The 23,324-nt window shown below is 60.7% G+C and carries 17 protein-coding genes; 7 read left to right on the top strand and 10 right to left on the bottom strand.

What is annotated here, in order from left to right; all coding sequences use genetic code 11:
• Positions 1-105: 105 nt before the first annotated feature.
• Positions 106-1,887 (top strand): hypothetical protein, encoded by a 1,782-nt coding sequence (locus DW024_RS05100; RefSeq protein ID WP_118377119.1) that lies wholly within the window; start codon positions 106-108, stop codon positions 1,885-1,887.
• 306 nt (positions 1,888-2,193) lie between these two features.
• On the opposite strand, the gene queA is transcribed toward DW024_RS05100, so the two are convergent.
• The 3 genes from queA to DW024_RS05085 form a co-directional block, all read right to left on the bottom strand.
• Positions 2,194-3,405, bottom strand: a complete 1,212-nt coding sequence (gene queA / locus DW024_RS05095; protein ID WP_117778452.1) for a tRNA preQ1(34) S-adenosylmethionine ribosyltransferase-isomerase QueA — start codon at positions 3,403-3,405, stop codon at positions 2,194-2,196.
• Between the two features lie 70 nt (positions 3,406-3,475).
• Positions 3,476-4,051 (bottom strand): epoxyqueuosine reductase QueH, encoded by a 576-nt coding sequence (locus tag DW024_RS05090; RefSeq protein ID WP_118377118.1) that lies wholly within the window; start codon positions 4,049-4,051, stop codon positions 3,476-3,478.
• A gap of 67 nt (positions 4,052-4,118) precedes the next feature.
• The gene (locus DW024_RS05085; protein ID WP_117564474.1) at positions 4,119-4,688 is read right to left on the bottom strand and encodes a DUF3267 domain-containing protein; all 570 of its coding nucleotides are present in this window, start codon (positions 4,686-4,688) and stop codon (positions 4,119-4,121) included.
• Positions 4,689-4,820: 132 nt separating this feature from the next.
• Here DW024_RS05085 and DW024_RS05080 point away from each other — a divergent pair, with 132 nt between their 5' ends.
• Together DW024_RS05080 and DW024_RS05075 are read left to right on the top strand one after the other, a co-directional pair.
• Positions 4,821-6,971: a class I tRNA ligase family protein gene (locus DW024_RS05080; RefSeq protein ID WP_118377117.1), complete on the top strand. Its 2,151-nt coding sequence runs from the start codon at positions 4,821-4,823 to the stop codon at positions 6,969-6,971.
• A 36-nt stretch (positions 6,972-7,007) separates the two neighbouring features.
• Positions 7,008-8,111: an RsmB/NOP family class I SAM-dependent RNA methyltransferase gene (locus DW024_RS05075; protein WP_118377116.1), complete on the top strand. Its 1,104-nt coding sequence runs from the start codon at positions 7,008-7,010 to the stop codon at positions 8,109-8,111.
• Positions 8,112-8,135: 24 nt separating this feature from the next.
• On the opposite strand, the gene DW024_RS10065 is transcribed toward DW024_RS05075, so the two are convergent.
• Positions 8,136-8,306, bottom strand: a complete 171-nt coding sequence (locus DW024_RS10065; protein WP_158557554.1) for a hypothetical protein — start codon at positions 8,304-8,306, stop codon at positions 8,136-8,138.
• Positions 8,307-8,499: 193 nt separating this feature from the next.
• Here DW024_RS10065 and DW024_RS05070 point away from each other — a divergent pair, with 193 nt between their 5' ends.
• Positions 8,500-9,591: a hypothetical protein gene (locus tag DW024_RS05070; RefSeq protein WP_118377115.1), complete on the top strand. Its 1,092-nt coding sequence runs from the start codon at positions 8,500-8,502 to the stop codon at positions 9,589-9,591.
• Between the two features lie 80 nt (positions 9,592-9,671).
• Here DW024_RS05070 and DW024_RS05065 read toward each other — a convergent pair whose 3' ends face one another.
• Positions 9,672-10,562 carry a DegV family protein gene (locus DW024_RS05065; RefSeq protein ID WP_117839725.1) on the bottom strand — a complete coding sequence of 297 codons (891 nt, stop codon included), beginning with the start codon at positions 10,560-10,562 and terminating at the stop codon, positions 9,672-9,674.
• Between the two features lie 320 nt (positions 10,563-10,882).
• Here DW024_RS05065 and DW024_RS05060 point away from each other — a divergent pair, with 320 nt between their 5' ends.
• From DW024_RS05060 to DW024_RS05050, 3 genes are all read left to right on the top strand, one after another.
• Positions 10,883-12,799 (top strand): fructose-1,6-bisphosphatase, encoded by a 1,917-nt coding sequence (locus DW024_RS05060; protein WP_118377114.1) that lies wholly within the window; start codon positions 10,883-10,885, stop codon positions 12,797-12,799.
• 78 nt (positions 12,800-12,877) lie between these two features.
• The gene (locus DW024_RS05055; protein ID WP_055250892.1) at positions 12,878-13,273 is read left to right on the top strand and encodes a GtrA family protein; all 396 of its coding nucleotides are present in this window, start codon (positions 12,878-12,880) and stop codon (positions 13,271-13,273) included.
• A 218-nt stretch (positions 13,274-13,491) separates the two neighbouring features.
• Positions 13,492-13,899 (top strand): GtrA family protein, encoded by a 408-nt coding sequence (locus DW024_RS05050; protein ID WP_055250894.1) that lies wholly within the window; start codon positions 13,492-13,494, stop codon positions 13,897-13,899.
• A 158-nt stretch (positions 13,900-14,057) separates the two neighbouring features.
• Here the strand turns inward: DW024_RS05050 and DW024_RS05045 are convergent, their stop codons facing one another.
• The 5 genes from DW024_RS05045 to DW024_RS05010 all read right to left on the bottom strand — a co-directional run bounded on the left by DW024_RS05045 (position 14,058) and on the right by DW024_RS05010 (position 23,080).
• Positions 14,058-14,966, bottom strand: coding sequence for a DUF4430 domain-containing protein (locus tag DW024_RS05045; protein WP_233541338.1), 909 nt, complete (start codon positions 14,964-14,966; stop codon positions 14,058-14,060).
• A gap of 9 nt (positions 14,967-14,975) precedes the next feature.
• Entirely contained in the window at positions 14,976-18,788 is a 3,813-nt protein-coding gene (locus DW024_RS10060; RefSeq protein WP_158572162.1) for a DUF4430 domain-containing protein, read from the bottom strand.
• Positions 18,789-19,219: 431 nt separating this feature from the next.
• Complete coding sequence (locus DW024_RS05020) at positions 19,220-20,983, bottom strand: AarF/ABC1/UbiB kinase family protein (protein WP_117639742.1); 1,764 nt, start codon at positions 20,981-20,983, stop codon at positions 19,220-19,222.
• An 8-nt stretch (positions 20,984-20,991) separates the two neighbouring features.
• Positions 20,992-21,408, bottom strand: coding sequence for a hypothetical protein (locus DW024_RS05015; RefSeq protein WP_118377113.1), 417 nt, complete (start codon positions 21,406-21,408; stop codon positions 20,992-20,994).
• A 148-nt stretch (positions 21,409-21,556) separates the two neighbouring features.
• Complete coding sequence (locus tag DW024_RS05010) at positions 21,557-23,080, bottom strand: C69 family dipeptidase (protein ID WP_118377112.1); 1,524 nt, start codon at positions 23,078-23,080, stop codon at positions 21,557-21,559.
• Between the last annotated feature and the right edge of the window lie 244 nt (positions 23,081-23,324).

Below are 23,324 nucleotides of genomic sequence, written 5' to 3'. Positions count from 1 at the left end.
TCGACACGAGCCATCGAACACGTTTTGAAACTTTGCTGCAGCGCGCGGGATGTCGGCGCGAGACTTTATCATAGGGTGACAAACAACGATGAGGAGCACATGCCTATGACAGACGAGCTGGACCCCCAGACTCAACAGCATATTGATAACTCCGCAGACACCATTGACGGCTGCGATACTTCCACCAGAAGCGATGGCGGCATTGATGCCGCTGTCGAGGAGGCTCCTGCCGCCGCAGACGAGGCCGCAGACGCAAATGTCGCCGCAGAGCAAGACAAAGAAGAGCAGCTAGAGCAGCCGGACCCGAGCGATACTGAGCCCAAGGCTGAGAACGCTCCGCAAGCAGCAGGCCCCATCGAGGTGTCTTCGGAAGAAGAGCTCGACGCCGTCATGGACTCCATGATGGATGCCGTCAAAGCGATGAAAGACGCCGTGGCCGACGCTGACGTTGACGCCGAGGAAGAGGAGGCCGCCGAGGCAGCCTCGACCTTCGTACCCGGCGAGACTCCGGTTGCCGACCAGGGCAGCACCATGCCCTCGTTTCTGCAGCTCGAGCATCCCACGATTGGCGCCGATGCGGTCGACCCGCACGCAGCAGGCTTTTCTGTGATCGAGGGCGGTACCGGCAATATCGCCGTGCCGCAGGCTGCCGATACGGACGCTGCCGACACCGCTCGCCCGACTGCCCCGCACTCCCCCGCCGCGAGCCGCGATCTGGGGACCGCTGTCTCGAACACTGCGAACGCCGTGGGCACCTTTATCGCCCAGGGCGCCTCGGCCATGCGCGAGATGAACGCCGCGAAAAAGGCACTTGCCGATGCCCGCGCCCACCTGGCCGAACTTGAGCAGCGCATTGCCGATCAGGCCGAGGAACTCGAGACGCGCCAGGATATCGCAGGCCGCTACGACCAGATCGTCGCCGACCAGCGCCAGGCGATTGCCACGGCCCAAAAGACTGCAGCGGCCGCCGAGATTGACCGTGATGCCCACGCCTCCAAAGCGACAAAGCTCAAGGGTCAGCTCGAACAAATGAAGACAGAGGATGACGCGACTGAGCTCCGTCTGAAGGCCGCGCTCGATGCCGTGGAGGCCCGCGAGGCGAGCTCGCGCGAGACCGGCAACCGCCTCGTTCGACGTCTTGAGGATTCCAAGCGCATCCGCGACAAGGTGAAGGCAGAGCGAGACACCGGCATTGCCGCCGCACAACAAACCGTCGACGCCACGCGCGCCCAGCTCGAGACACTGCGTCATGAGTATGCCGAGCTGCAACGCAATCCCTCGGCAAATCCCGCCAACTATACGGTGCGCACCAGCGAGCTCTCGATGCAGATTTCCGACACGGCAGATGCCCTGCGTAAAGCCGAAGAAGATGTCCCGCGCATCACCGCCGACCTTGAGCATTCACTTGCCGCAGCCGAGCAGGCCGTCGAGCAGGCTCAAGCCCCTATCGCCGACGCAAAACGCGCGCACCAAGCCGTGACGACCGAAGCCGATGCCGCGCGCGACGAGTTGCAGACGGCGAAGACTGCCGCCGCGACTCGTCAGCGCGAACTGCGCGAGAAGATCGCCGCGGAGGACAAGGCACGCCGCGACCAGGAGCAGACCATCGCCAACGCCCAAGCAGATGCCGCACATGCACAGTCGATCATCGAACAGGCGACCGAAGTGCACGACCACCCAGAGATCACTGAGTCGCTTGCAGGATCCTTGGCCCGAGACAAAGCCGAACACACCGAGACCGAGCGAGAAGTCGCCCAGCTCGAGGCCACCGAGGACGCGGTGCGCGAACGTACCCGCGACTCACGCATCAAATTCACCGGCGCCATCGTCTGCATCGTTGCCGTAGTTCTCGTGATCATCTTGATCTGGCTGTTCGCGAGCAAGTAACCACTCCCCAACGATTACAAGGACTGTCCCCAGGTGCCGGCACATAAGGAACGTCCCCAAGTGCCAACAAAGGCGACGCCGATGTTTTGGCGCGGACAGCGAAAACCCGCTAGAGCGGCATCCTCTTGACAACCAAAGAAATGCCGGTGTTTTGGCAACGACAGCGAGCGGGTCGCATTTGAGACAAGGTGACGTGAAACGAAAGGGCGCTGACCTTCTGGTCGCGCCCTTGAAGTTGAACGTCAGATTGTCCAAATGCGGCCCGCGCAGCGCCGGCCGGTTACGGCGTTTGGAAAACGCCGTAACCTACAAAATGAGCATCGCGTCGCCAAAGCTGAAGAAGCGGTAGCGCTCCTCGATGGCGGCGGCGTAGGCATCCATGATCTGGTCGCGGGTGGCAAGCGCGCTCACGAGCATCATGAGCGTGGAGCGCGGCACGTGGAAGTTTGTGATCAGCGCGTCGACCACGTGATAGGTCGAGCCGGGCATAAGGTAGAGCTGCGTCGTGGCGTTCTCGCGCACCACGATGTCGCCGCGGCCGAGCGTGTCGGCACCGTCCTCGCGGCCTTCAAAATAGCGCGCCGTCACAGCCGGATCGGACACCGGCGCGTCCGCGTCAAACGCACTCTCGAGCGAGCGCACCGCGGTGGTGCCGACGGCGATCACACGATGACCCTCGGCCTTCGCCTTATGCACGGCGTCGACAACCTCCTGCGACACGTGGTAGCGCTCGGTGTGCATGACGTGCTGCGTAGGGTCGTCCTCCTCCACCAAGCGGAAGGTATCGATGCCCACCTCGAGCTCGACGGCGGCAAACTTCGCGCCCTTGGCCTCGATAGCGGCCATGAGCTCGGGGGTAAAGTGCAGACCCGCCGTAGGAGCGGCAGCCGAGTGCTCCTCCTTCATGGCGTAGACGGTCTGGTACTTCTCGGGATCGCCCTCGTAATCGGTAATGTAGGGCGGCAGCGGCACGTGACCGGCAGCATGAATGGCCTCGTCGAGCGTGCGCGGCTCGCCGGCGGCATTGCAGCCGGCCGGCTCAAAGCGCACCAGACGGCCTCCGCGGCTATCGGTGACAAAGTCGATGACCTCGGCCGTCAGCACCACGGGAGCCCCCTCGGGCGCATGGGCGCCACCGGCGCGATACTCAATCTGAGCACCGGGCTTCAGGCGCTTACCCGGCTTGACCAGGCACTCCCAAACGTGGCCCAGCGGGTCAACATCCTCACGGCGCTTGAGCAGCAGCGTCTCGACCACGCCACCCGAGCCGGCTTTGCGACCGATCAGGCGGGCCGGCATCACACGCGTCTTGTTGATGACGAGCACATCGCCCGGCTCGATATAGTCGATGATGTCGCGGAAGATGCGGTGCTCAACGGTACCGCCGTGCTCCAGCGGCTTCCCCGCCTGGGAGCCTTTGCGATCCACCACCAGCAGGCGGCAGGAGTCGCGCGGCTCGGCAGGAGCCTGGGCAATCAGTTCCTCAGGAAGGTTGTAGTCAAAATCATCGGTACGCATAGACACGTCGGATACTCCTTATATAGCTAAAGTCCGCTCTACATCCTAGCAGGCTGACGTCCCAAACGAACTACTTTTTGGCGGCTTTACGCTCGTCGCGGATGCGGGCGCGGTCCATGGCCGCCTCGACGGCCGAAAAGCGGCAGCCACAGTAGTTCTGCCGATACATGCCCAGCTCGCGCGAACGACGCGTGGCCTCTGGATAATACGGGCGAAAATCGCGAATCACCGGGGTGAGCCCGCGGGCGGCGGCCAAGCGCTCAAGCACATCATTACACGTGTCGAACAGCTGATACGGCGAGACGGCGAGCGTCGTGCCCACATATTCAAACCCACGCTCCTGGGCCACACGGCATGCCTCGGCCAGGCGCAGGGCATAGCACGCGCGACAGCGACGGGGCCGATCGGCGCCCAGCGGGGCCACGCCGGCCTCCCAGCGCTCACGGTCCTCGCCTGCCTCAATGAGCTCGATGCCGCCGTCGGCACACCACCGGCGCAGCTCGTCCAGACGCCGCTGCCATTCATCGTGCGGCTGAATATTGGGGTTGGTCCAGCAAATCGTGGGCTCAAACCCCTCCTCGCGCAGCAGGCGAACCGGCTCAAGCGAGCACGGCGCACAGCAGGCGTGCAGCAACAACGGCTTCATCGACATCCCCGTCCCAGAAAACTCACCCCGACATCATGGCAGCTAAAATAGCCCCGTCCCAAAAAGACTACTTTGCGAAAAAGCGCACGCCAAAGGACGTATCCTCGCAGGCGACGATACGGCGGTCGCGCAGAATGGTCCGCACGTAATACCAATCACCCACACAGCCCGACAAGTGCAGACCAGCCGCCAGGTAGCACAGCAGCGGATAGTCCGAGAACGCAAACCCCAGGGCAAATGCTGTCGTCACAACAACCGTCGGCGCCAGGCAAACCGCCATGTACCGCCGGCGCGAATACACAACGCCCTCGGCGCAGGCATAGATCATCGCCGTCTCGCGATTCGCCCCAAAGGTCACCTGCGCGCCCGCAGGCGCCAGCAGCTTAAAAAACACCGCATGCACCAGCTCGTGCACGGCAAACGATGCCATTGAGACCGCAGCCAAGCCGACTATCCAGCCCACGACAGCCATCCAGCCGCCCGCCTCAGCCGCGTCCAAGTCCGCAGGCCCGCCCAACAGCATAAACACCGGCACCAGGCACACGGCAAACACCGCGATCACGGCCATCCCCCACACAAAGCAGGCGTGCAGAAAATCCTCGTCCTCAAACGCATGTATGTTGGAAATCTCATTCATAGCATCTTAGGATAGCGCCCCTGCCACGCACCCGCCCGCATGTGCGATAATGTCGAATGATATGCACGAATTGACCACCGCGTCGCCAGGCCTTGCGCCCGGCCGCGCTCCCACCATATGCGAAGGAGTCCCATGGCATCCAAATACTCCATGAACGACCGTCCCAGCTGGCCGCGCCGCGCCATCGTTACCGCCGGCGAGCCTTACGGCAACAAAGGCCTGCACTTTGGCCACGTCGGCGGCGTCTTTGTCCCGGCCGACTTCTTTGCCCGCTTCCTTCGCGACCGCCTGGGCCGCGAGAACGTCATCTTCACCTCGGGCACCGACTGCTACGGCTCGCCCATCATGGAGAGCTACCGCAAGCTCAAGGAGAACGAAGGCTACGACAAGTCCATCGGCGAGTATGTCGAGTCCAATCACTCCCGCCAGGCCGCGACCCTCAACAACTACAACATCAGCTGTGACATCTACGGCGGCTCGGGCCTTGAGCCGGCGGCCCAGATCCACAACGAGGTTACCGCCGAGATTATCGAGCGCCTGCACGAGCAGGGCACCATCTCCAAGCGCTCCACGCTGCAGTTCCACGACGCCAAGGCCGGCACATTCCTCAACGGCCGCCAGGTCATCGGCCGCTGCCCCATCCAGGGCTGCAAGTCCGAGAAGGCGTACGCCGACGAGTGCGACTTGGGTCACCAGTTTGAGCCCGAGGAGCTTATCGCACCCAAGAGCCAGCTCACCGGCGAGGTGCCCGAGCTGCGCCCGGTCGACAACCTCTACTTCGACCTGCCGGCCTACCTCGACTTTATGAAGACCTATACCGCCAAGCTCGCCCAGAACCCGCAGGTTCGCTCCGTGGTCTCCAAGACCATGGAGGAGTGGCTGCTGCCGGCTCAGCTCTACATCCAGAACAAGTTCCGCGAGGCCTTCGATGCCGTCGAGGACCAGCTCCCCGAGCACACCGTGCTGGAGCCCGAGGGCAACAAGAGCAGCTTTACCGTCACCTTCCCCAGCTGGAAGGAGCGCGACGACGCCCACGCGGTGCTCGCCAACGGCGGCGTGCGCTTCCGCAGCGGCAAGGCGCTCGTGCCCTTCCGCATCACCGGCAACATCGACTGGGGCGTTCCGGTGCCCGAGGTCGACGGCGTGACCGACGTCACCTGCTGGTGCTGGCCCGAGAGCCTGTGGGCGCCCATCAGCTACACTCGCACCGTGCTCGCACGCGATGCCAAGGCCGCCGGCGTGACCGAGGGCGTCGCCGCCCAGGATGCCGCCCTCATGGGCGAGCCCGCCGCCGATTCCACGCAGGTCCCCGCGCCCACCTACCAGCACAGCTCGCTCGACTGGCGCGACTGGTGGTGCTCTGACGACGCGCAGATCTACCAGTTTATCGGTCAGGACAACATCTATTTCTACTGCATCGCGCAAACCGCCATGTGGGAGGCCCTGGGTTGGGACCTTACGCAGAGCACCGTCAGCGCCTGCTACCACCTGCTCTACATGGGCAAAAAGGCCAGCTCGTCCTCGCAGACGCCTCCCCCGCCGGCAGACGACCTGCTCAACCACTACACCTGCGAGCAGATGCGCGCTCACTGGCTGTCGCTCGGCCTGTCCGAAAAGCCAGTGAGCTTTAGCCCCAAGGCATACGACACCCGCGTGACCGGCAAGGACAAGAACGGCAACGAGGTGCGCGCCTGCGACGACAAGCGCGTCATCGATCCGGCCCTTAAGGAGAGCGCCCTTTTGACCGGCGTGTTCAACCGCCTGGCCCGCAGCTGCTTCTACGGCGTCGCCGTCAAGGAGGGCGACGAGAGCCCCTATCGCAACGGCTGCATCCCCGCCGGTACCGCCTCCGCTACCGTGGTCGAGGCCGCCCAGCAGGCAGTCCTCGCCTTTGAGCAAGCCATGTACAAGTTCGAGACGCACCGCGCGCTCGCCGTGTGCGACGACTACCTGCGTGCCGCCAACAAGCGCTGGAGCGACGCCTCTAAGGCCGCCAACAAGCTCGAGGGCGAGCCGGCAAACGCCGCAATGACGCAGGCCCTCGTCGACGCCTTTACCGAACTGCGTGTGGCGACCGTGCTCATGCACGGCATTGTGCCGGCCGGCTGCGAGCTCATCTGCGAGTACTTTGACTTCGACCCGGTCGCCTTCTTTAGCTGGGACAACATCTTTGCCTCCACGGACGAGTTTGTGGAGAGCCTGGGCGAGAAGCCCGGCGAGCACCGCGTGAAGCCGCTGCCCCCGCGCTTCGACTTCTTTAGCAAGCACGAGAGCCAGTACTAAACACTCGACATGTAATGGAATGGGAAGGAAAGACGGATGTCCAAGCCGCGTCGTCGTAAGCAGAAAAAGCAGGTTAAGCCCGAGCTCAAGCTTAGGCAATTTGCTGCTACCGAGCTTTCTGACCAGCTTGCCGCCCAACCCTCCGCCGCCGACCTTCCGCGCTTTATGGTCGACACGGTCGCCGGCGCCTATGCGCCCACCGATGCCGAGCTTATGATCGAGGGCTTCGGCGCCGCGGTCACACGCCCGGTCACGCTGCGCGCCAACACGCTCAAGGCAACCGCCGAGGACATCGTTGCGGCACTCGATGCCGCCAGTATCGCCCATCGCCCCGTCGCTTGGTACCCAGATGCCTTCATCCTGCCCGAGGCCCAGGTTTCCGACCTGTGGGACCTCGACATCTATCGCGACGGCAAGATCTACCTTCAGAGTCTGTCGTCCATGATGCCGCCACTCGTGCTGGGCGCTCAGGCCGGCGAGGACATCCTGGACATGTGCGCGGCCCCCGGCGGCAAGACGACGCAGATCGCCGCCCTCACCCAGGGACAGGCACACCTCACCGCCTGCGAGATGAGCATTCCCCGCGCCGAAAAGCTCGAGTCAAACCTCCACCGCCAGGGTGCCAAAAACGTGCCCGTCATGCGCATCGACGCACGCGAGCTCGACGAGTTCTTCCGCTTCGATCGCATCCTGCTCGACGCCCCCTGCACCGGCACGGGCACCGTCATCAGCGGCAACGAGAAAAGCCTGCGCGGCCTGACCGAGCAGCTGCTGAGCAAGTGCGCCCGCTCGCAGCGAGCACTTCTGGACCGCGCCATGGGAGCCCTCAAACCGGGCGGCACGCTCGTCTATTCGACTTGTTCGATCTTGCCGCAGGAAAACGAGGACGCCCTGCAAGAGGCCCTCGACAAGCATATGGACTGCGAGCTCATCCCCCTCGATGGCACGCCGAGCGAAAGTGAAACGCGCCGCGCCCAGGAAGCTGGCGAAGAGCCACGCGTCGAGAGCAACGCCCTCACCGAGGCCATCGCCGCCGGCCACGTCTCGTCCGTCGCCAACGGTATGCCCGGCACGCTCACCATTCCGCCTAGCCGCGACTTTGAGGGCTTCTACATTGCCCTGATCCGAAAACGCAGCTAGCGCACGGATCCAAAACTCAACAAGCTATCTCCGTGCGCGTTTGCCCTGCTGGTCGCGATGCTGTTTAAGCATCGCGCGCTCCTTGCGTTCGGCCCTTTTACCCTTAATGGCCGTGACCACAAAGTAGATGACCGCGGCGGCAACGATTGCGCCCACACACAGGCCAATCGAGCCCAACATTGCCGAGAATTCCATACCGCGTCACCTTTCTTTTGCATACGGGACTTTCAAGATAGCACCTCGATTCCCGCCACCACAGCTCCTTCACGTTCGCCGGCCCTTCGGTCTAACGGATGGCGCGGCGGGGAAAAATCAACTCGTCAAACGATTTAGCAAGCACAGCGCTGCCGGCACCCTGCCGACCACCATCGCATAGAATCGAGCGTCCATGGATACCCTCAACGACCTAAACGAGCGCGTCGACGCCTTTGTCGGCACCAGCTCCTTCGACACGCCGGTCACGGCAAACGACCAAGCCCCCATCGATGTTCCCGCCGAGGTTCACGAGGACATTGTCGCCTCGGTCGATTTCTCCGAGGTCGAGCTCGCAGACGAGTTCACCGAACCCCAGGTAGCCGTGACCCCCAACGGACTGCTTCCCATGGAGCCGCTGCCCATCGACGGGCGCCTGCGCAAGGCGGCCCTTCGCATGCCTGACGAGATCGAGGAGGCCAGCGGCTTCACGCTCTTCGGCCGCCGCATCAAGTCGCTCATTTACACCACTGATGTCGCGGTTATCCGCAACTCCAACGCCGATGCCGTCTTTGCGGTCTACCCTTTCACGCCGCAGCCCGCCATTACGCAGGCGCTGCTGACCGTCGCCGAGTGCCCGGTCTTCGTAGGCGTGGGCGGTGGCACCACCACCGGCAAGCGCTCCGTTCAGATGGCAGCCGTCTCCGAGATGCAGGGTGCGGCGGGCTGTGTGGTCAACTCCCCCGCCACCGCCGAGATGGTCGAGCACATCACCAACATCGCCGACATCCCCGTCATCGCCACGGTCGTACGTTGCGACGACGATGCTCACGCCAAGGTGCGCGCCGGCGCCAAGATTCTTAACATCGCCGCTGGCAAAAACACGCCGCAGGTCCTGCGTGAACTGCGCGAGCACTATCCCAACCTGCCGCTCATCGCGCCGGGCGGCAAGACGCCCGAGAGCATCCGCGAGACCATCGCCGCCGGTGCCAACGCCATCATCTGGACACCGCCTTCGGCCCAGCAGCTACAGACCGACATGATGCAGCGCTACCGCAAGATGAAAGAAGACGCCACGCCTGTCATCTCGCACGACGATGTGCCCATTATCGACCAGGTCGCCGCCGCCGAGGTCAGCCAGGTCGAGAACATGAATCCCGACGTGCCGATTCCCGACGAGGTTATCGAGCGCGTCGCTTCGATCCACGATCATATCGAGGAGCGTCGCGCCAACCGCGGCCTCAAGCCGTCACTGCACGGCTTCTTCTTCCGCGGAAAGAAACGCTAGCAAAACATCTTGGCCCGCCCCACAAACGTGAGGCGGGCCGTTTTCGTTTGAGCAATCATGCAGCGATGTGATGGGGCAAATTAATCCACGCGCTTGTCGCCCATAAAGAAGAGCGCCACCGTGCCAGGTCCGGTATGCGAGCCAATCAGAGTACCGATGTTATTGATCTCAATCTTGCCTTTAAGCTGCGGAATCTGTTCCTCGATCAGCGCCGCAACTGCCTCGGCATCCTCGCGGCACGCCGAGTGCGACATGACGCACTTACCCGAATAATCCGCACCGTCCTGCACGTGTGCCATCATGGTCTTAGCCATCTCGGAAATCGCGCGCTTCTTAGTGCGAATCTTCTCACGTGGCGACAGCCCACCTTCGCAATCGACCGTCATAAGCGGGCAAATCTTAAGCGCCGTGCCGATGATCGCGCTCGCGGCCGAAATGCGACCGCCGCGCAGGTAGCTCGACAGATCGGTCGAGAAGAACCAGTGGTGCAGGTTGAGCTTGTGCTCCTCGATCCAAGCGGCCGTCTCGTCGAGTGACGCCCCGCTATCGCGCACGTCGGCGGCATATTCCAGCAACAGGCCAAAGCCCGAAGACGCCGCCAGCGAATCGATGACGCGCACCTTGCCGCCCTGGGGATAGCGATCCGCGAGCATCTGCGCCGCAACGCAGGCCGATCCATACGTGCCCGAAATACCCGATGACAACGTCAGGTGCAGCACGTCTTTGCCCTCGGCAACAAACGGCTCCCAAAACTCCTCGTACTCACCCACGCTCACCTGAGACGTCTTGGGCATGGCGCCCGCGGCAATCTGGGCAAAAAACTTGTCCGGCGTAATCGACTGATACAGATCGTCCGTATAGACAACATCGTCGATCTCGTAATGAAAACACACGACAGGGATATTGCGCGACGCAAAGAACTCACGGGTTCGGTCGGCGGCGGATTCACAGGTCAGGACAAAATCACTCATATGAGGCTCCTTACTCATTGCTGCGCAAATTATCGCACAGTGAGCCTACATACGGTACATATGTCCACTATTTACCAAATCGAACCAAAAATAGCGAACATCTTTACCACCATCGTCTCCACCGGCCCCACGCATAAATATCTGAGAAAACACCCTCTGTCGTCTCCACTCAACCGCCATATCTACCTCCACTAAATCGATTTACCAAACCGTTCGGCTAACAATTCGGCTGCCCATCCCCAATCGAAACAAAAGCGGCGCATACTGATAAACGTTTTACGCTGTTTATCAGTTTTACCAGCCCTATCGGAAGGTGTTTCATGGTCGCATTCGATCGCAATCCGCAAGACTTCAAGTATCTGCGCCTGCTGTCGAGACAGTTTCCCACCGAGCAATCCGCGTTTACCGAGATCATCAACCTCTCGGCCATCCTCAACCTGCCCAAAGGCACTGAGCATTTTATGAGCGACGTGCATGGCGAGTACGAAGCCTTTATGCACATCCTCAACAACTGCTCGGGCGTCGTGCGCGAGCATGTCGACGAGATTTTTGGCGAAACGCTCTCCTTTGACGAGAAGGGCGAGCTGTGCACGCTCATCTACTACCCGCGCGAGAAGATCGAGCTGGTCCGCAGCCAGCGCGAGGACTCGCCCACCTGGTACAAGACGATGCTTGACCAACTCATTATGGTTGCCCGCTCGCTTTCGAGCCGTTATACGCGCTCCAAGGTGCGTAAGGCCATCCCACGCGATTACGCCTATATCATCGACGAGTTGTTGCACACGCACCCGGACGAGAACAACTATCGCGTGCGCTATCACGAGCGCATCGTGGAGTCCATCCTGGAGACCGCAAGCGCCGACGACTTTATCGAGTCGCTTGCCTCGCTCATCAAGCGCCTGGCCGTCGACCACCTGCACCTGGTGGGCGACATCTTCGACCGCGGTGGCGGCGCGGCCAAGATTATTGACCGCCTGCTCACCTACCATTCACTCGACATCCAGTGGGGCAACCACGACCTGCTGTGGATGGGCGCTGCGGCCGGTGAGCCCGCCTGCATCGCCACGGTGCTGCGCAACAACCTACGCTACGACAACTACGAGATCCTGGAGAACGACTACGGCATCTCGCTGCGTGAGCTTGTCGCCTTTGCCGATGCCACCTACACCGCCGGTGAGTCCATCACCCCGCTGATCAAGGCCATCAACGTGCTGCTCTTTAAGCTCGAGGGTCAGATTATCCAGCGCCATCCCGAGTTCGACATGACCGACCGCCTGTTACTCGACAAGATCGACCACGACACCGGCACGGTCACGCTCGCCGACGGCAGCGTGTGGCCGCTCACGACCAACGACTTCCCCACCGTCGACCCGACGGACCCCTATACGCTCACGCCCCAGGAGCAGCACATCATCGACAAGCTCGTGTCCGAGTTTGTCACCGCCGATCACCTGCATCGCCATATCGATTTCCTCTATTCCCACGGCTCGATATACAAGGTCGCCAACGGCAACCTGCTGTTCCATGGCTGCGTGCCGCTCAACGAAGACGGCACCTTTAGCAGCATGAACTGCCTGGGCACCTGGCACGCTGGCCGCGATTATCTCGATTTTTGCGACCACATCGCCCGCCGCGCCTGGCGCGTGGGCGACCGCGACGCTCTCGACTGGATGTGGTACCTGTGGATTGGCTTTAACTCACCCGCCAGCGGACGCCTGGTGCGCACCTTTGAGCGCGCCTATATCGCCGATAAGAGCACCTGGGTCGAGCCGATGGACCCGTACTTTACGCTTACCAAGTCGCCCTCGGTCTGCAATGACATCATGCGCGAGTTTGGCGTCGCGCCCATGGCATGCTCACCGACCGGTCACATCATCAACGGCCACACGCCCGTCAAGACCACCAAGGGCGAGCAGCCCATCCGCGCCGAGGGCAAGCTGCTGGTCATCGATGGCGGCTTCTGCCGCGCCTACCACCCCAAGACGGGTATCGCCGGCTATACGCTCATCTCGAGCTCGCGCGGCTGCCGCCTCAAGTCGCACCGGGCCTTTACGACGGTTGCCGAGGCACTCACGCGCAACGTGGACATCGAAAGCGAGACCAACCGTTTTGACCAAGCAGACCGTCGCCGCATGGTGAGCGACACCGATTCCGGAGCCAAGATCCGCAGCCAGATCCAAGACCTGCGCCAGCTGCTCGATGCATATAGAAACGGTGCTATCGAGGAGCGCGCCTAGCACCACCCGTGGGGATTGGCTAAACTTGCTGAGTTTATCATCCCCACGGCGTCCCGGCGCCACCCTAAGGCAGGTACCATGCAGAAGCTCCTTGCGCAGATCATGAAGTTTGGCGTCGTCGGCATCGTCGCCACGGTCATCGACTTTGGCATCATGAATCTGCTCCACTACGGTCTGGGCCTTAACATCCTAATCGCCAACACCAGCGGCTTTATCATCTCACTCATCTTTAATTACGTCGCCAGCATGAAGTACGTGTTTGCGCACAAGGAAGGCATGAGCCGCCGCCGCGAGTTCATTATCTTTGTCGTGCTGTCCGTGATCGGCCTGGCACTCAACGACGGTATCGTGTTGACACTCAACGCCGGCCTGGGACTCGAGGCCAATATCGCCAAGATCTGCGCCACCGCGCTTGTCATGGTCTACAACTTTGTGACCCGAAAGATCTTCCTGGAAGGCGATGAGACCAAGTAACTCGCAACCTTACAGCTTTACAATGCCCACGGATGACGCGCGTCAAGCGCTGTGTTGTTCGTGGGCTTTGCTCGTTTACGGGCAAATTTTCAACGTTTGCGGATTAGCTCTTGAAAATTTGGCGAGTTCGTATAGTTCTTGGCAAAGACCTTACGCTTCCCTTGCAAAAGCTCTAAAGTATCCTCTGCTCGATTCATCAACGCATTGGATGTGATTACGTGCGCAAGGCACTGGCACAACCTCATACCAAGCAGTTCCTCAAGTTCGCTGTCGTGGGTCTTATCTCCTTTGGCATCGACTGGGGTATGCTCATTGCGCTTGTCGAGCTGTTTCACCTCGACTTTTTGATGAGCACCACGGTCTCGTTTACCACGTCCGTCGTGGTCAACTACTGGCTCAGCATGAAGTACGTGTTCGACCACCGCGAGGGCATGAGCCGCAAGCGCGAGTTCACGATCTTCACCATCCTGTCGGTGATCGGCCTGGGCCTCAACGACCTATACATGTTTGTGGGCGTCACGTTTTTGAGCATCGGCTACCAGGCCATGAAGGCCATCGCCACGTTCCTCGTCACCTGGTACAACTACTTCAGCCGCCGCTTCTTCCTCGAGGGCGCACGGTCGTAGTCGATTCATTATTTGCTTGAATGTATAACCGGTTGGAATTCCCGTTCCAACCGGTTTTTGTTTGCCGAGAGACCCGGCGACCCAATCCCATTCGCATGAAAAACGGGCGGCCCGGATGTTTGTCCGAACCGCCCGTCTGGCGCGCTATGTCGAGGCCTCTAGCCTGTAACGTAATACCAGACCACGTTGTCGCCGTTGGAGAGAACGTAGTTGCTGCAGGCCGTCATGGGCGTTGTGCCGTTGACGGAGTACATCCAGCCGCTCGTACCGCCGTACTGTTTCTCGGCCAAACCACCAATCGCGGAGACATACGTGCCGTACGACGAGCCATGTGCGTTGACAGAAAGGCCCAGCGCGCACAGGGCATCGTAGACGGTAGCGCCTTCGTTAAAGGTAAAGGTGCCACCAGAAGACACAGGATTGCCCACAGCGCTCGATGTGACCGAAACCGTCACTGTTACGTAGCTGGACTCCTGCGAGCCGCTCTGGCCGCCCGAGGAGGCGTTTCCACCATTAGAGGATGAAACTCCATCAGACGACTGGCCACCGCCCGAAGAAGCACCGCCAGACGCATTGGAAGTATCACCGGCTCCCGTATTTTGGGCAGCGGATTTATCGCCAGACTTCTTGCCGTCCTGGTCCTCGGACTTCTTGTTATCCGAGTTCTTGTCCGATTCCTTGTTTGAAGACTCGGAATCGTCCTTGGACTTGGACTCATCAGAATGCTTGGACTCATCTTTTGCGTCATTCGATGACTTGGAATCCTTGGAACTGGCCTCGCCCGAAGCGGCAGACGAGCCAGACGCCTTGGTGTCCTTGGTGACGACGCTCTCCCCCGTCACGGCCTGAATGATCCAGTCGATAGACCAGGCACCGCTTGCGGAAGGATGGACGAAACCCAGCGAGACGACGATCAGAATGGTGCATGCGGCAATCAGAACGCCGAGGAGCGCCTTGCGGCGAGGGGCGGACGCCGCCGAAGCGGCGCCCTTTTGCTTTGCATCGTCAAGCTGGATAAACGAGGAATCTGGTTGCTTGGGGTCAGCGTCCTTGGATTTATTGGACACAGCCCTCACCTACCGACGTTTGGTGAACACGAACACGCCGACGATGGCGAGACCGATGACGCCGGCGGCGATGCCAACGATGGCGAGCGGGTTGGTGCCAGTCTCCTGCTCGGAAGCACTAGAGGACTTCTTAGCAGTGGTCGTGGAAGCAGCACCCGTATCGGACTTGGAATCGGACTTCTTGTCGGACTTGCTGTCCTTCTTGTCAGACTTCTTCTCGTCCTTCTTATCGGACTTATCGGAGTCCTTCTTGTCGGACTTGTTGTCCTTGGTCTCGGTCTTGGTCGACACCGTCGTCTTGGTCACCGGCTTCTGACCCGGGGCGATAGCGCCGCCGGCCTGCTGGCCCTTCGTGCCGGAGCCGGAACCCGTGCCAGTGCCAGTGCCAGTGCCAGCGCCAGCGCCGGAACCGTTGCCAGCGCCACCGTTGCCACCATTAGTGCCAGAACCGCCATTGCCGCCAGGGTTAACGGCATTCTTGGTCCACTTGGCATACAGCGTCAGATCGGCCGTCACCGGCGTACTGAAGTCATACGCCTGCGTGCAAGCCTCATCGGTGAACCAACCGCCGAAAGTGTAGCCATCGCGCGTCGGATCGGCCGGCTTGACCAGCTTGCCGTCGGCCGTAGCCACAAACTTAGTGTCGCAAGCAGACCCGCCGTTGGAATTAAAGGCAACCGTCCAAGACTCAACAGCCCCGAGCTTGAACAGCATGCCCGAATCATTGATGTAGTAGAGGTTGCCAGAAGCATCGGCAATGACCGGAGAGTCACAGTATTGGTAATGGCCGGCCGCATCATAAATCTGCGTCGCCTCTGCGTCGCCGAGCGTATAGCGATACACGCCACCACCAGCAGAGTAGTTGACGTAATCCTTGCTATCCGCGCTGTTCACGGTGAAGTACACGTAGGTCTTGCCGCCCTGAACACTCACCAGCGGAGTAGCAGCAATACCGTTAAATCCGGCCGGCAGTTCTTTACCGTCAGCAGCGGTGACCATCGTGGTCTTACCGGTCTTCAGATTATAGAGAGCCAGAGCAGAGCCAGTAGCCGTCTGTCCGCCGACAATCAAGTTTTCGCCAGCCACCGCCGGTGCGCTCATGTTATTAGTAAGACCCAGGTCGACCGTCTTCTGCTCGCTTAGTACGCCCTTCGCCGAAAGCGAAATCACATGGAGCTTTCCATCGTGCGTCATCTGATAGAAGGTCGAACCATTGGACGGATCGGCGACACAGTCGGCGTTCGCGAGAGCACCGAGCTTCATAGTCGAAACGACATCGCCCGTCGTCTTATCAATGCACTTAAGCGTGCCCGCGCTCGTAGGAACAATGGTGTACTTATCCGTCAGCGCAGCACCAGTCCAATAATAGCCCTCGGAAGGGTCAATGTTCTGCCAAGAGACTTCGCCCGTGGCAATCTTGATACGCTTCAGGGAGCCGTTGCCGTAGGTCGCGTTGTAGTTCTCGTCATACGAAATATCGATCGTACCAACATAGACGTACTCGCCATCCGAAACCACGGTGCAGGAGCTCTGCGTCAAGTCCGTCAAACCTGGCGTCAGCCACTTGCAGATCAGCTTGTCCGCAGTAATCGCCTGGACCGCACCGCCGTTGAGCGGAACGATGATAAGGCCATTGGTATAGATCGGACGAGAGGTATAGCTCACCTTGGAGGCAAGCGGCGCAGAGGCAACCTTTTTACCCGTGGACGAATCGATCTTAATGAGCTCGTTCTCGGTCGCGATGTACACAAAACCGTTAGCAATGACAGGCTCGCTGCAGTTGGCATACTGCTGGCCAGACTCGGCCTTCCAATCGAAGGCCCACTTAAGACCAGCGGCCTGCGCAGGCGTCTTGGCATCCGTTACGGTCGAACCGTTGCCACTGTTGCCGTAGCCGGCCCACTCGGCATCCCAATCAGGAGTCGTCGCACTCGGGTCCACGACAATCTTGTCGGGATCGGGCATGGGCGAATCGTCGGTGGTATAGGCAAGCGTAACCTTATCGTCGCTCTTGAGCGTAATCTGATTGGCGCAGAGTAAGGAGGGCTCTCCATTGATATACAGATGCCAGTATTTATTGGTCGCACCATCATAGCCGTACGTCTTGCCTCCGAACGGCGAGTCGATGGAATTGAGGAACCAGTACTCACCGCTCTGGGAGCCGTTGTACGTAACGCCCTTTGCCTTCAGAACCGCTTCGATAAGGTCCTGGGCCGTAGAGCCTTCGGGCAGGGAAACATTGCTTGCCGAGCCCCAGCGAGTATTGTTGCCGTTGACATCGGGACCGATAACATCGACAGACCCAAGAACCTGGCCAGGAAGGGCATCGCTGTCGCCAGCATACATAAAGGTGACGGCGTCACCCTCATGGAGCTTGTAGGCACCGGCGCCAACGTCGGCGAACTTGTACTTTACGTCGGACTTGCCCTTTACGTAGAAGCGCCAATAGCTATTGGTCGCAGCATCAGAGCCACAATAGGTCTCACCATCAAGCGGCGAGGTAATGCCCCTGAGGTACCAGCCCCAAGACTCTTCTGTAGCTTTGAGTTCAAGACCAGTCTGCTCCAACAGATCCCTAGCAGTGGATCCTGCCTTGAGGCTCGTCTGGCCCGTCGAGGCCCAAACCTGCTGTTTGCCGTCCTTGTCCTTACCAAGTACCTGAACAGAAGCATGGACAGAATCGGAGGGCAGCTGGTCGCCCCAGCCACCGTAGAACCACGTAACGGTATCGCCGGCATGGATGGTGACATTGTCCGCCGTATAGTCACTCGACTTGCCGTTGATGAACAGCTGCCAACAGGTCGAATAATCGAACGGCGTACCCAGCTCAACGCCGTTGTACTTAAGGCTCAGAATGAAGGAGCCCGCAGCAACGGCGTCGATGCCATTCGCCTCGAGCGCGACCTTCGTAAGGTCAAGTGCGCTCGAGCCGGACGTCACCACATACTGCGCGTTATCGACCCAAGTCTGAGTCTTGCCCTGGGCATCGCGACCAATGACGGTCACATTAGCGGCAACCTGGTCCTTAACGACAGGGGACACGCTACCAGCCGTATAGGCAAACTCAATCTTCTGCCCCTGGGTGAGCTTGACGCTGCTCGCGCCAACCGAGGAAGACGCGCCATCGACGAACAGCTGCCAGAAGGCATAAGTCGTCGGATCGTAGGCAAGCGTGCGGCCATCGCTCGGGGATGTGATGCTTTTGAGGTAGAACCCGTATGCCGTGTTCGGATCGTAGTCCGCCTCGAAGCCCGTCTTCTCCTGCAGCTTAATAAAGGCATCCGCAGCCGTCGCGCCCTCGTCAAGCTTGAGCTGCGTAGGTGCCACCCAGGTCTGAGCCTTGCCGTCGGCATCGGTGCCGATAATCGAGAACGAGACCTCGACTTGCTTCTTGGCGACATCGCCGGTTTCTGTCGGGCTCTCCGTCTGGACGGCAGCCGCGGCGGCAGATCTTGCTTGGTCAGCGGCTACCGTCGAAGACTGCTCACTCGCGGCAGGGTTCTCCCCCGTCGCCGAGCCTTCGTCGCCAGCTGCCGCCCCTGTTGTGGCGGCACTAGCTGCGGGCGTGCTCCCAGAATCTGAAACCTCGGCGCCGCTCTGCTCGGCGGCACCGCCCGCAAGCGCTGCACCCTCGTCCGGCGTCGCAGCCTGAGCCACAGCCTCGGCAATGCCCTCGGCGCCCTCGGCCCACAGCTGAGCCGGCGTGGTGCCAAAGGCCATCGCGAAGGCCAGGAATGCCACCAGGCCGCGCTTGGCTACGCCGCGCGCAATTGCGCCTCGGCGATGCGAGACGCGCTGGCGCTCGTCCACAAACATATCCATTTGTCTCCTACTGTCTGTACTTGGAGCGTTGCCTTGAGGCTGCCCCACGTCATCGCGCATGTTGCGCTCGAGTTCCCCCATCGGGGTCCCCCTTCCCTCCAGAGCCCTATGCACACCGGCGGCATACGCCGCAGCCGCATGCAAGATGGGAGGCGATCCGACTTAACCTTAACGACTCGGGCACGTCGTCCGATCTGCGACGCGAACATCCCGAGCCAAGAGGAATTACGGTTACTGGTACAGCTGGGGACTTGCACCCCGATTCTCCCAAACGCGCAGGAAAACCGCGCATTCGTGCGTCTCCGCACCACCATCTAGACCATCGATTATTACCGTCGATATGGTAGCACGCAAAAGGGCCTCGCACGCAGGCGAAGCCCAAGGTAAAAACTATTGTTTGCGATAGGAAAATGCGGTGACGGTCGCAGCCTCTAGTGCTTGCCGCCGTGACTGTTGAGCCAGATATTGCGGCCCAGCATAAGCGCCAGCACCAGCGCGCTCACGTAGCCCATAAAGCCAATGACTGGGATACCAAACACAACCGGCTCGATGCGTGCGTAGTACACCACCGACGAACCGATAAACAGACCGGCGATCACAATTGCCATCGACATGCGGTCGATAATTCCGCCCAGCTGTCGCAGCGCCTTATCGCTGCTCATGATCTGCGTGTTCACCTTAAGCTGGCCGCGCGTGAGCATACGCGAAGCCAAGCCCAGATACTCGGCCGCCTCGAGCGAGCCTTTTGCCGCGCGATAGCTGCTCGCGGCAAGATCGCGTCCCATATCACGCACGCGCGCATAGGTGCTCTTCTCGTTTTTGATATGCGTCTGGATTATCTGGATCATGTTGACGTTGGGCATATACTCAGTCAGCAGGCCCTCGAGCGTCACCATGCCGCGGGCAAACATCGTTACCACGCTCGGCAGCTCAACGTCGTTTTTGCGCGCCAGGTTTAACAGCGAGGTCAAAAACTCGCCGATATCCAGATCCTTCAGGTCAAGGCCCGCAAAGTCAGCCACGATAAAGTCCAAATCGGACAAAAAGGCCGAATGATCGAGCTCAGCCGAGTCGCCACGCGTCACGGCGAAGCGCATGAGCGAATCCTTGAGCTTGGGCACGTCACCCTCGGCCACGGCGAAAATCATGTCCTTGACGATACCGCGATCGTGACTCGACATGCGTCCGACCATGCCCAAGTCGATAAAGTAAACGATGCCGTCCTTGAGAATAATGTTTCCCGCATGCGGGTCGGCATGGAAAAAGCCGTCATCGAGCACCTGCGTCGAGTAGTCCTCGACGATTGCGGCACCGATCTTTTCCAAGTCATAGCCCTCGGCCACCAAGCGTTCAGGATCGGCGATCGAAATGCCGTCGACGTAGTCCATAACCACCACGTGCTCGGTGCACAGGTCCAGATAGGATTTAGGACACGTCACGCCATGAACGCTCTTATGGAACTCGTAGAAGTCGTTGAGGTTTTTGGCCTCGGCCAAAAAGTTGGTCTCCTCGCGAAACGAGGTCCACAACTCCTCGACTACGCCGTGCAGGTCAACGAATTGATCGGTGTTGACGAACTTGGAAACGATACGCACCACCGAGCGGATGATATCGATGTCCTGTGCCATAACCTGCTGCGCACCGGGGCGCTGCACCTTGACGGCCACGTCCTCGCCCGTCACCAGACGAGCGCGGTGCACCTGCGCGAGCGATGCGCTACCAAGCGGATTGGGGTCGATCGCATCGAACATCTCCCCCAGGCGCAGGCCATATTCTTCTTCCAGACAACTGAGTACGACCTCGTACGGCACCGGCTCCACGTCGGAGCGCAGACGACGCAGCTCGTCGCAAAAGCGTTGCGGCAGAATCTCGGACCGGTTGGCCAGAATCTGCCCCATCTTGACGAACATGGGGCCGAGTTCCTCGAGCAGGCGGCGCAAACGAACCGGCGTGAGGTTATCCCACACACGGTACTTTTTGACCAGGCGAACAATCTGCCCGATGCGTTCGCGACGACCCGCCGGCGTGAGCTGGTATTCCTCGTCCGGCGCCATCGCGTCGGGCTCCTCTGGCACCATATCGACAGCGCGCGGCTTCTTGCGAGCGCCCGAGACGGCGGCGTCGACCTCATCGACAACCGCCGCCTCGTCACCCAAGGGATCTAGATTGTTGTAATCGGTGGTGGAATCTGCCATCTGCGCTGCTACTCGGCCTCTTCGGTATCCTTCGCATCGTCGGGCTCAACGGACTCGACGGGCACCGAGGTCACGTTGTCCTCGACCGAATCGACGATGTCGCGCACATGGGCCAGGAAGGCCGTACGCTCGGGCGCGGTCATAACGCGGACGCGAGCCAGAATGAGCTCGTCGAGCACGCGTTGGGCCGCGGTCTCGCCCTGCACGCCCAGACGCTCGGTCAGATCGGAGATGGTACCGCCGGCCTGCTCGAACATGTCGGACACGCTGCGGGCGATATCGGGGGTGGCGGTGTCCTTGCGGACCTGCTCGCCTTTGGTGTTAAGGTCGTCGAGGACCTTCTTGCCGCCTTCGACAGCAACGGCGGCAGCGCCAAAGCCCACGTTGATGGCACCGTTAACAAGCTGATCGAATTTCATAACCATGGTTGGCTCCAATCGTGAACAACTGCATTGGCTTTCTTGTACCCAAGATTGGGTGAACGACACAAAATCGTTTTACCGCCAAGATAGAAATCGAGCGGGGCAAAGCCTTTGACGGCGTTTGTCCCGCTCGCTCGCTGCAATGCGGCTTTTACCTCACGTTGTCGTTCATCGCGAAGGAGTTCTTCATGGCACAGCTCGTGGTGTAGAGCACCTTGCCCAACAGGGCATCGGTCTCCACGCGCACGAGCTCGGCAAAGGCCTCGTTGGCGTGCGCGAGCTCGGCAGGCACCTCGGCCTCGGGCAGCGCGGCTACGGCAGCGTCAACGTCGTGAATCTGCTTGTGGCCCATGCCGCCGACCTTCTCCTGATAATCCTCGACCGCGCGACCGCACTCATGGAAGCGGACATCGGCCAAGGCACCGATCAGGCGATTTGCCCAATAGAAATTCTCGGACGTCACGCGAGCCTGCGTGTCGGCATAGTACTCGGGCATGGTCTCGACATTAGCGTACAGCGGCACGAGTGCGTTAAACGAGTTGGAGCCAAACGCCATCCACTGCACGGCGCGATACGCCGGCTGTGCATAGGGGCGCAGCTGCAGCACGGCGAGCTGGCTGTTGCGATTGATGCCGATGGGACGATAGGCGCCGCGCGTGGCGGGCGTACCCTTGCTGCCGTAGCAGTCGTACTCCGTGCCCTGGTAGTGGCTCGAAAGCACGTACTTGATGTCCTCGATGGTCACCTTGCGCTCGGGCACGCGACTCCAGGGGATGTCATCGCTCTCGGGCGTGTAGTCGGCGTCGGGACCGTCCCACACATCGCTGGGATTGAGGCAGCGCTGCATGTACCAGGCGCGCGGCGTGTTGTAGACGTGGTCGCCGTCACTGTGCGAGCCAAAGGCCTCGCGCGGGTTGAAGACCGCGGCGGGACCGTCGCCCTCGACGCCCAGCGTCAGGTCCAGATGCCACTCGGCCATCCAGGAGCGCAGGTCGGCGGAGCACATGTGGTCGGCCTGGGCGCCCTCGGCGTCGTCCAGGTCAAAGCTGTCGATACCCAGCTGGTTGGGCATGGTCACGTAGGCGTCGTCGGGCACACGCTTGGCGATCCAGTGATGGCCGCCGATGGTCTCGAGCCACCAGATCTCGTCAACGTCGCTAAAGGCGATGCCGTTGTTCTCGTAGGTGCCGTAGCGCTCGAGCAGGTCGCCCAGGATACGCGCGCCGTCGCGGGCGGACTTGGCATACGGCAGCACCAGGGTCACCATGTCTTCCTCGCCCAGACCGCCGGGCTGCGCCGGCACATAGCCGTCCTCGCCCTCGTTGCCCTTGGCGGGCACATAGTCTACGAGCGGATCGGCGCCGCGGACGCGCTCGTTGGTGGTGAGCGTCTCGGTTGCGGACATGCCAACATTGAGCTCGTTGAATCCGGCCTCGGCCCAAATGCCGTGACCCGGGACAACGTCGGGGACGCTTGTGTAACGCATGGGATTGTCGGGCAGCTCAACGGTCAGGTGGCTCAGGACACTCGTGTAGACGCGCGGCTGCTCGTCGGGATGCACTACGCGCATGCGCTTGGGCTCAAACACTCCGTTGGACGAGTCCTCATTGCGGGCGACAAGCGTCGATCCGTCGTAGCTCGCGTTCTTACCAACCAAAATCGTTGTACACGCCATGCGCATCCTCCTTGAGCGAAGAAATCAAACGGTACCAGTGTATCGCTTCGGCGCAAAAAGGGCGAAACCGCGACCCCTCGGAACCCCCTCGGGACCTCTGTGTGCAAAAAATGCCAAATATGAGTACTGTCACCAATTTAGTAGCAGCAAATTTCCTTGTAATGAGTGCCGAAAATCCCTATTTGTCCAAAAGCAAGAGGTAGCGCGCAGAGATGTGGTGTAAGAGGCGGGGCATGCCCCGCCT

It is taken from the genome of Collinsella sp. AF37-9 (genome assembly GCF_003475115.1).
Lineage (GTDB): Bacteria > Actinomycetota > Coriobacteriia > Coriobacteriales > Coriobacteriaceae > Collinsella.
Note: the sequence above shows the minus strand (reverse complement) of the source record. Positions and strands in the feature narration are given on the sequence as shown.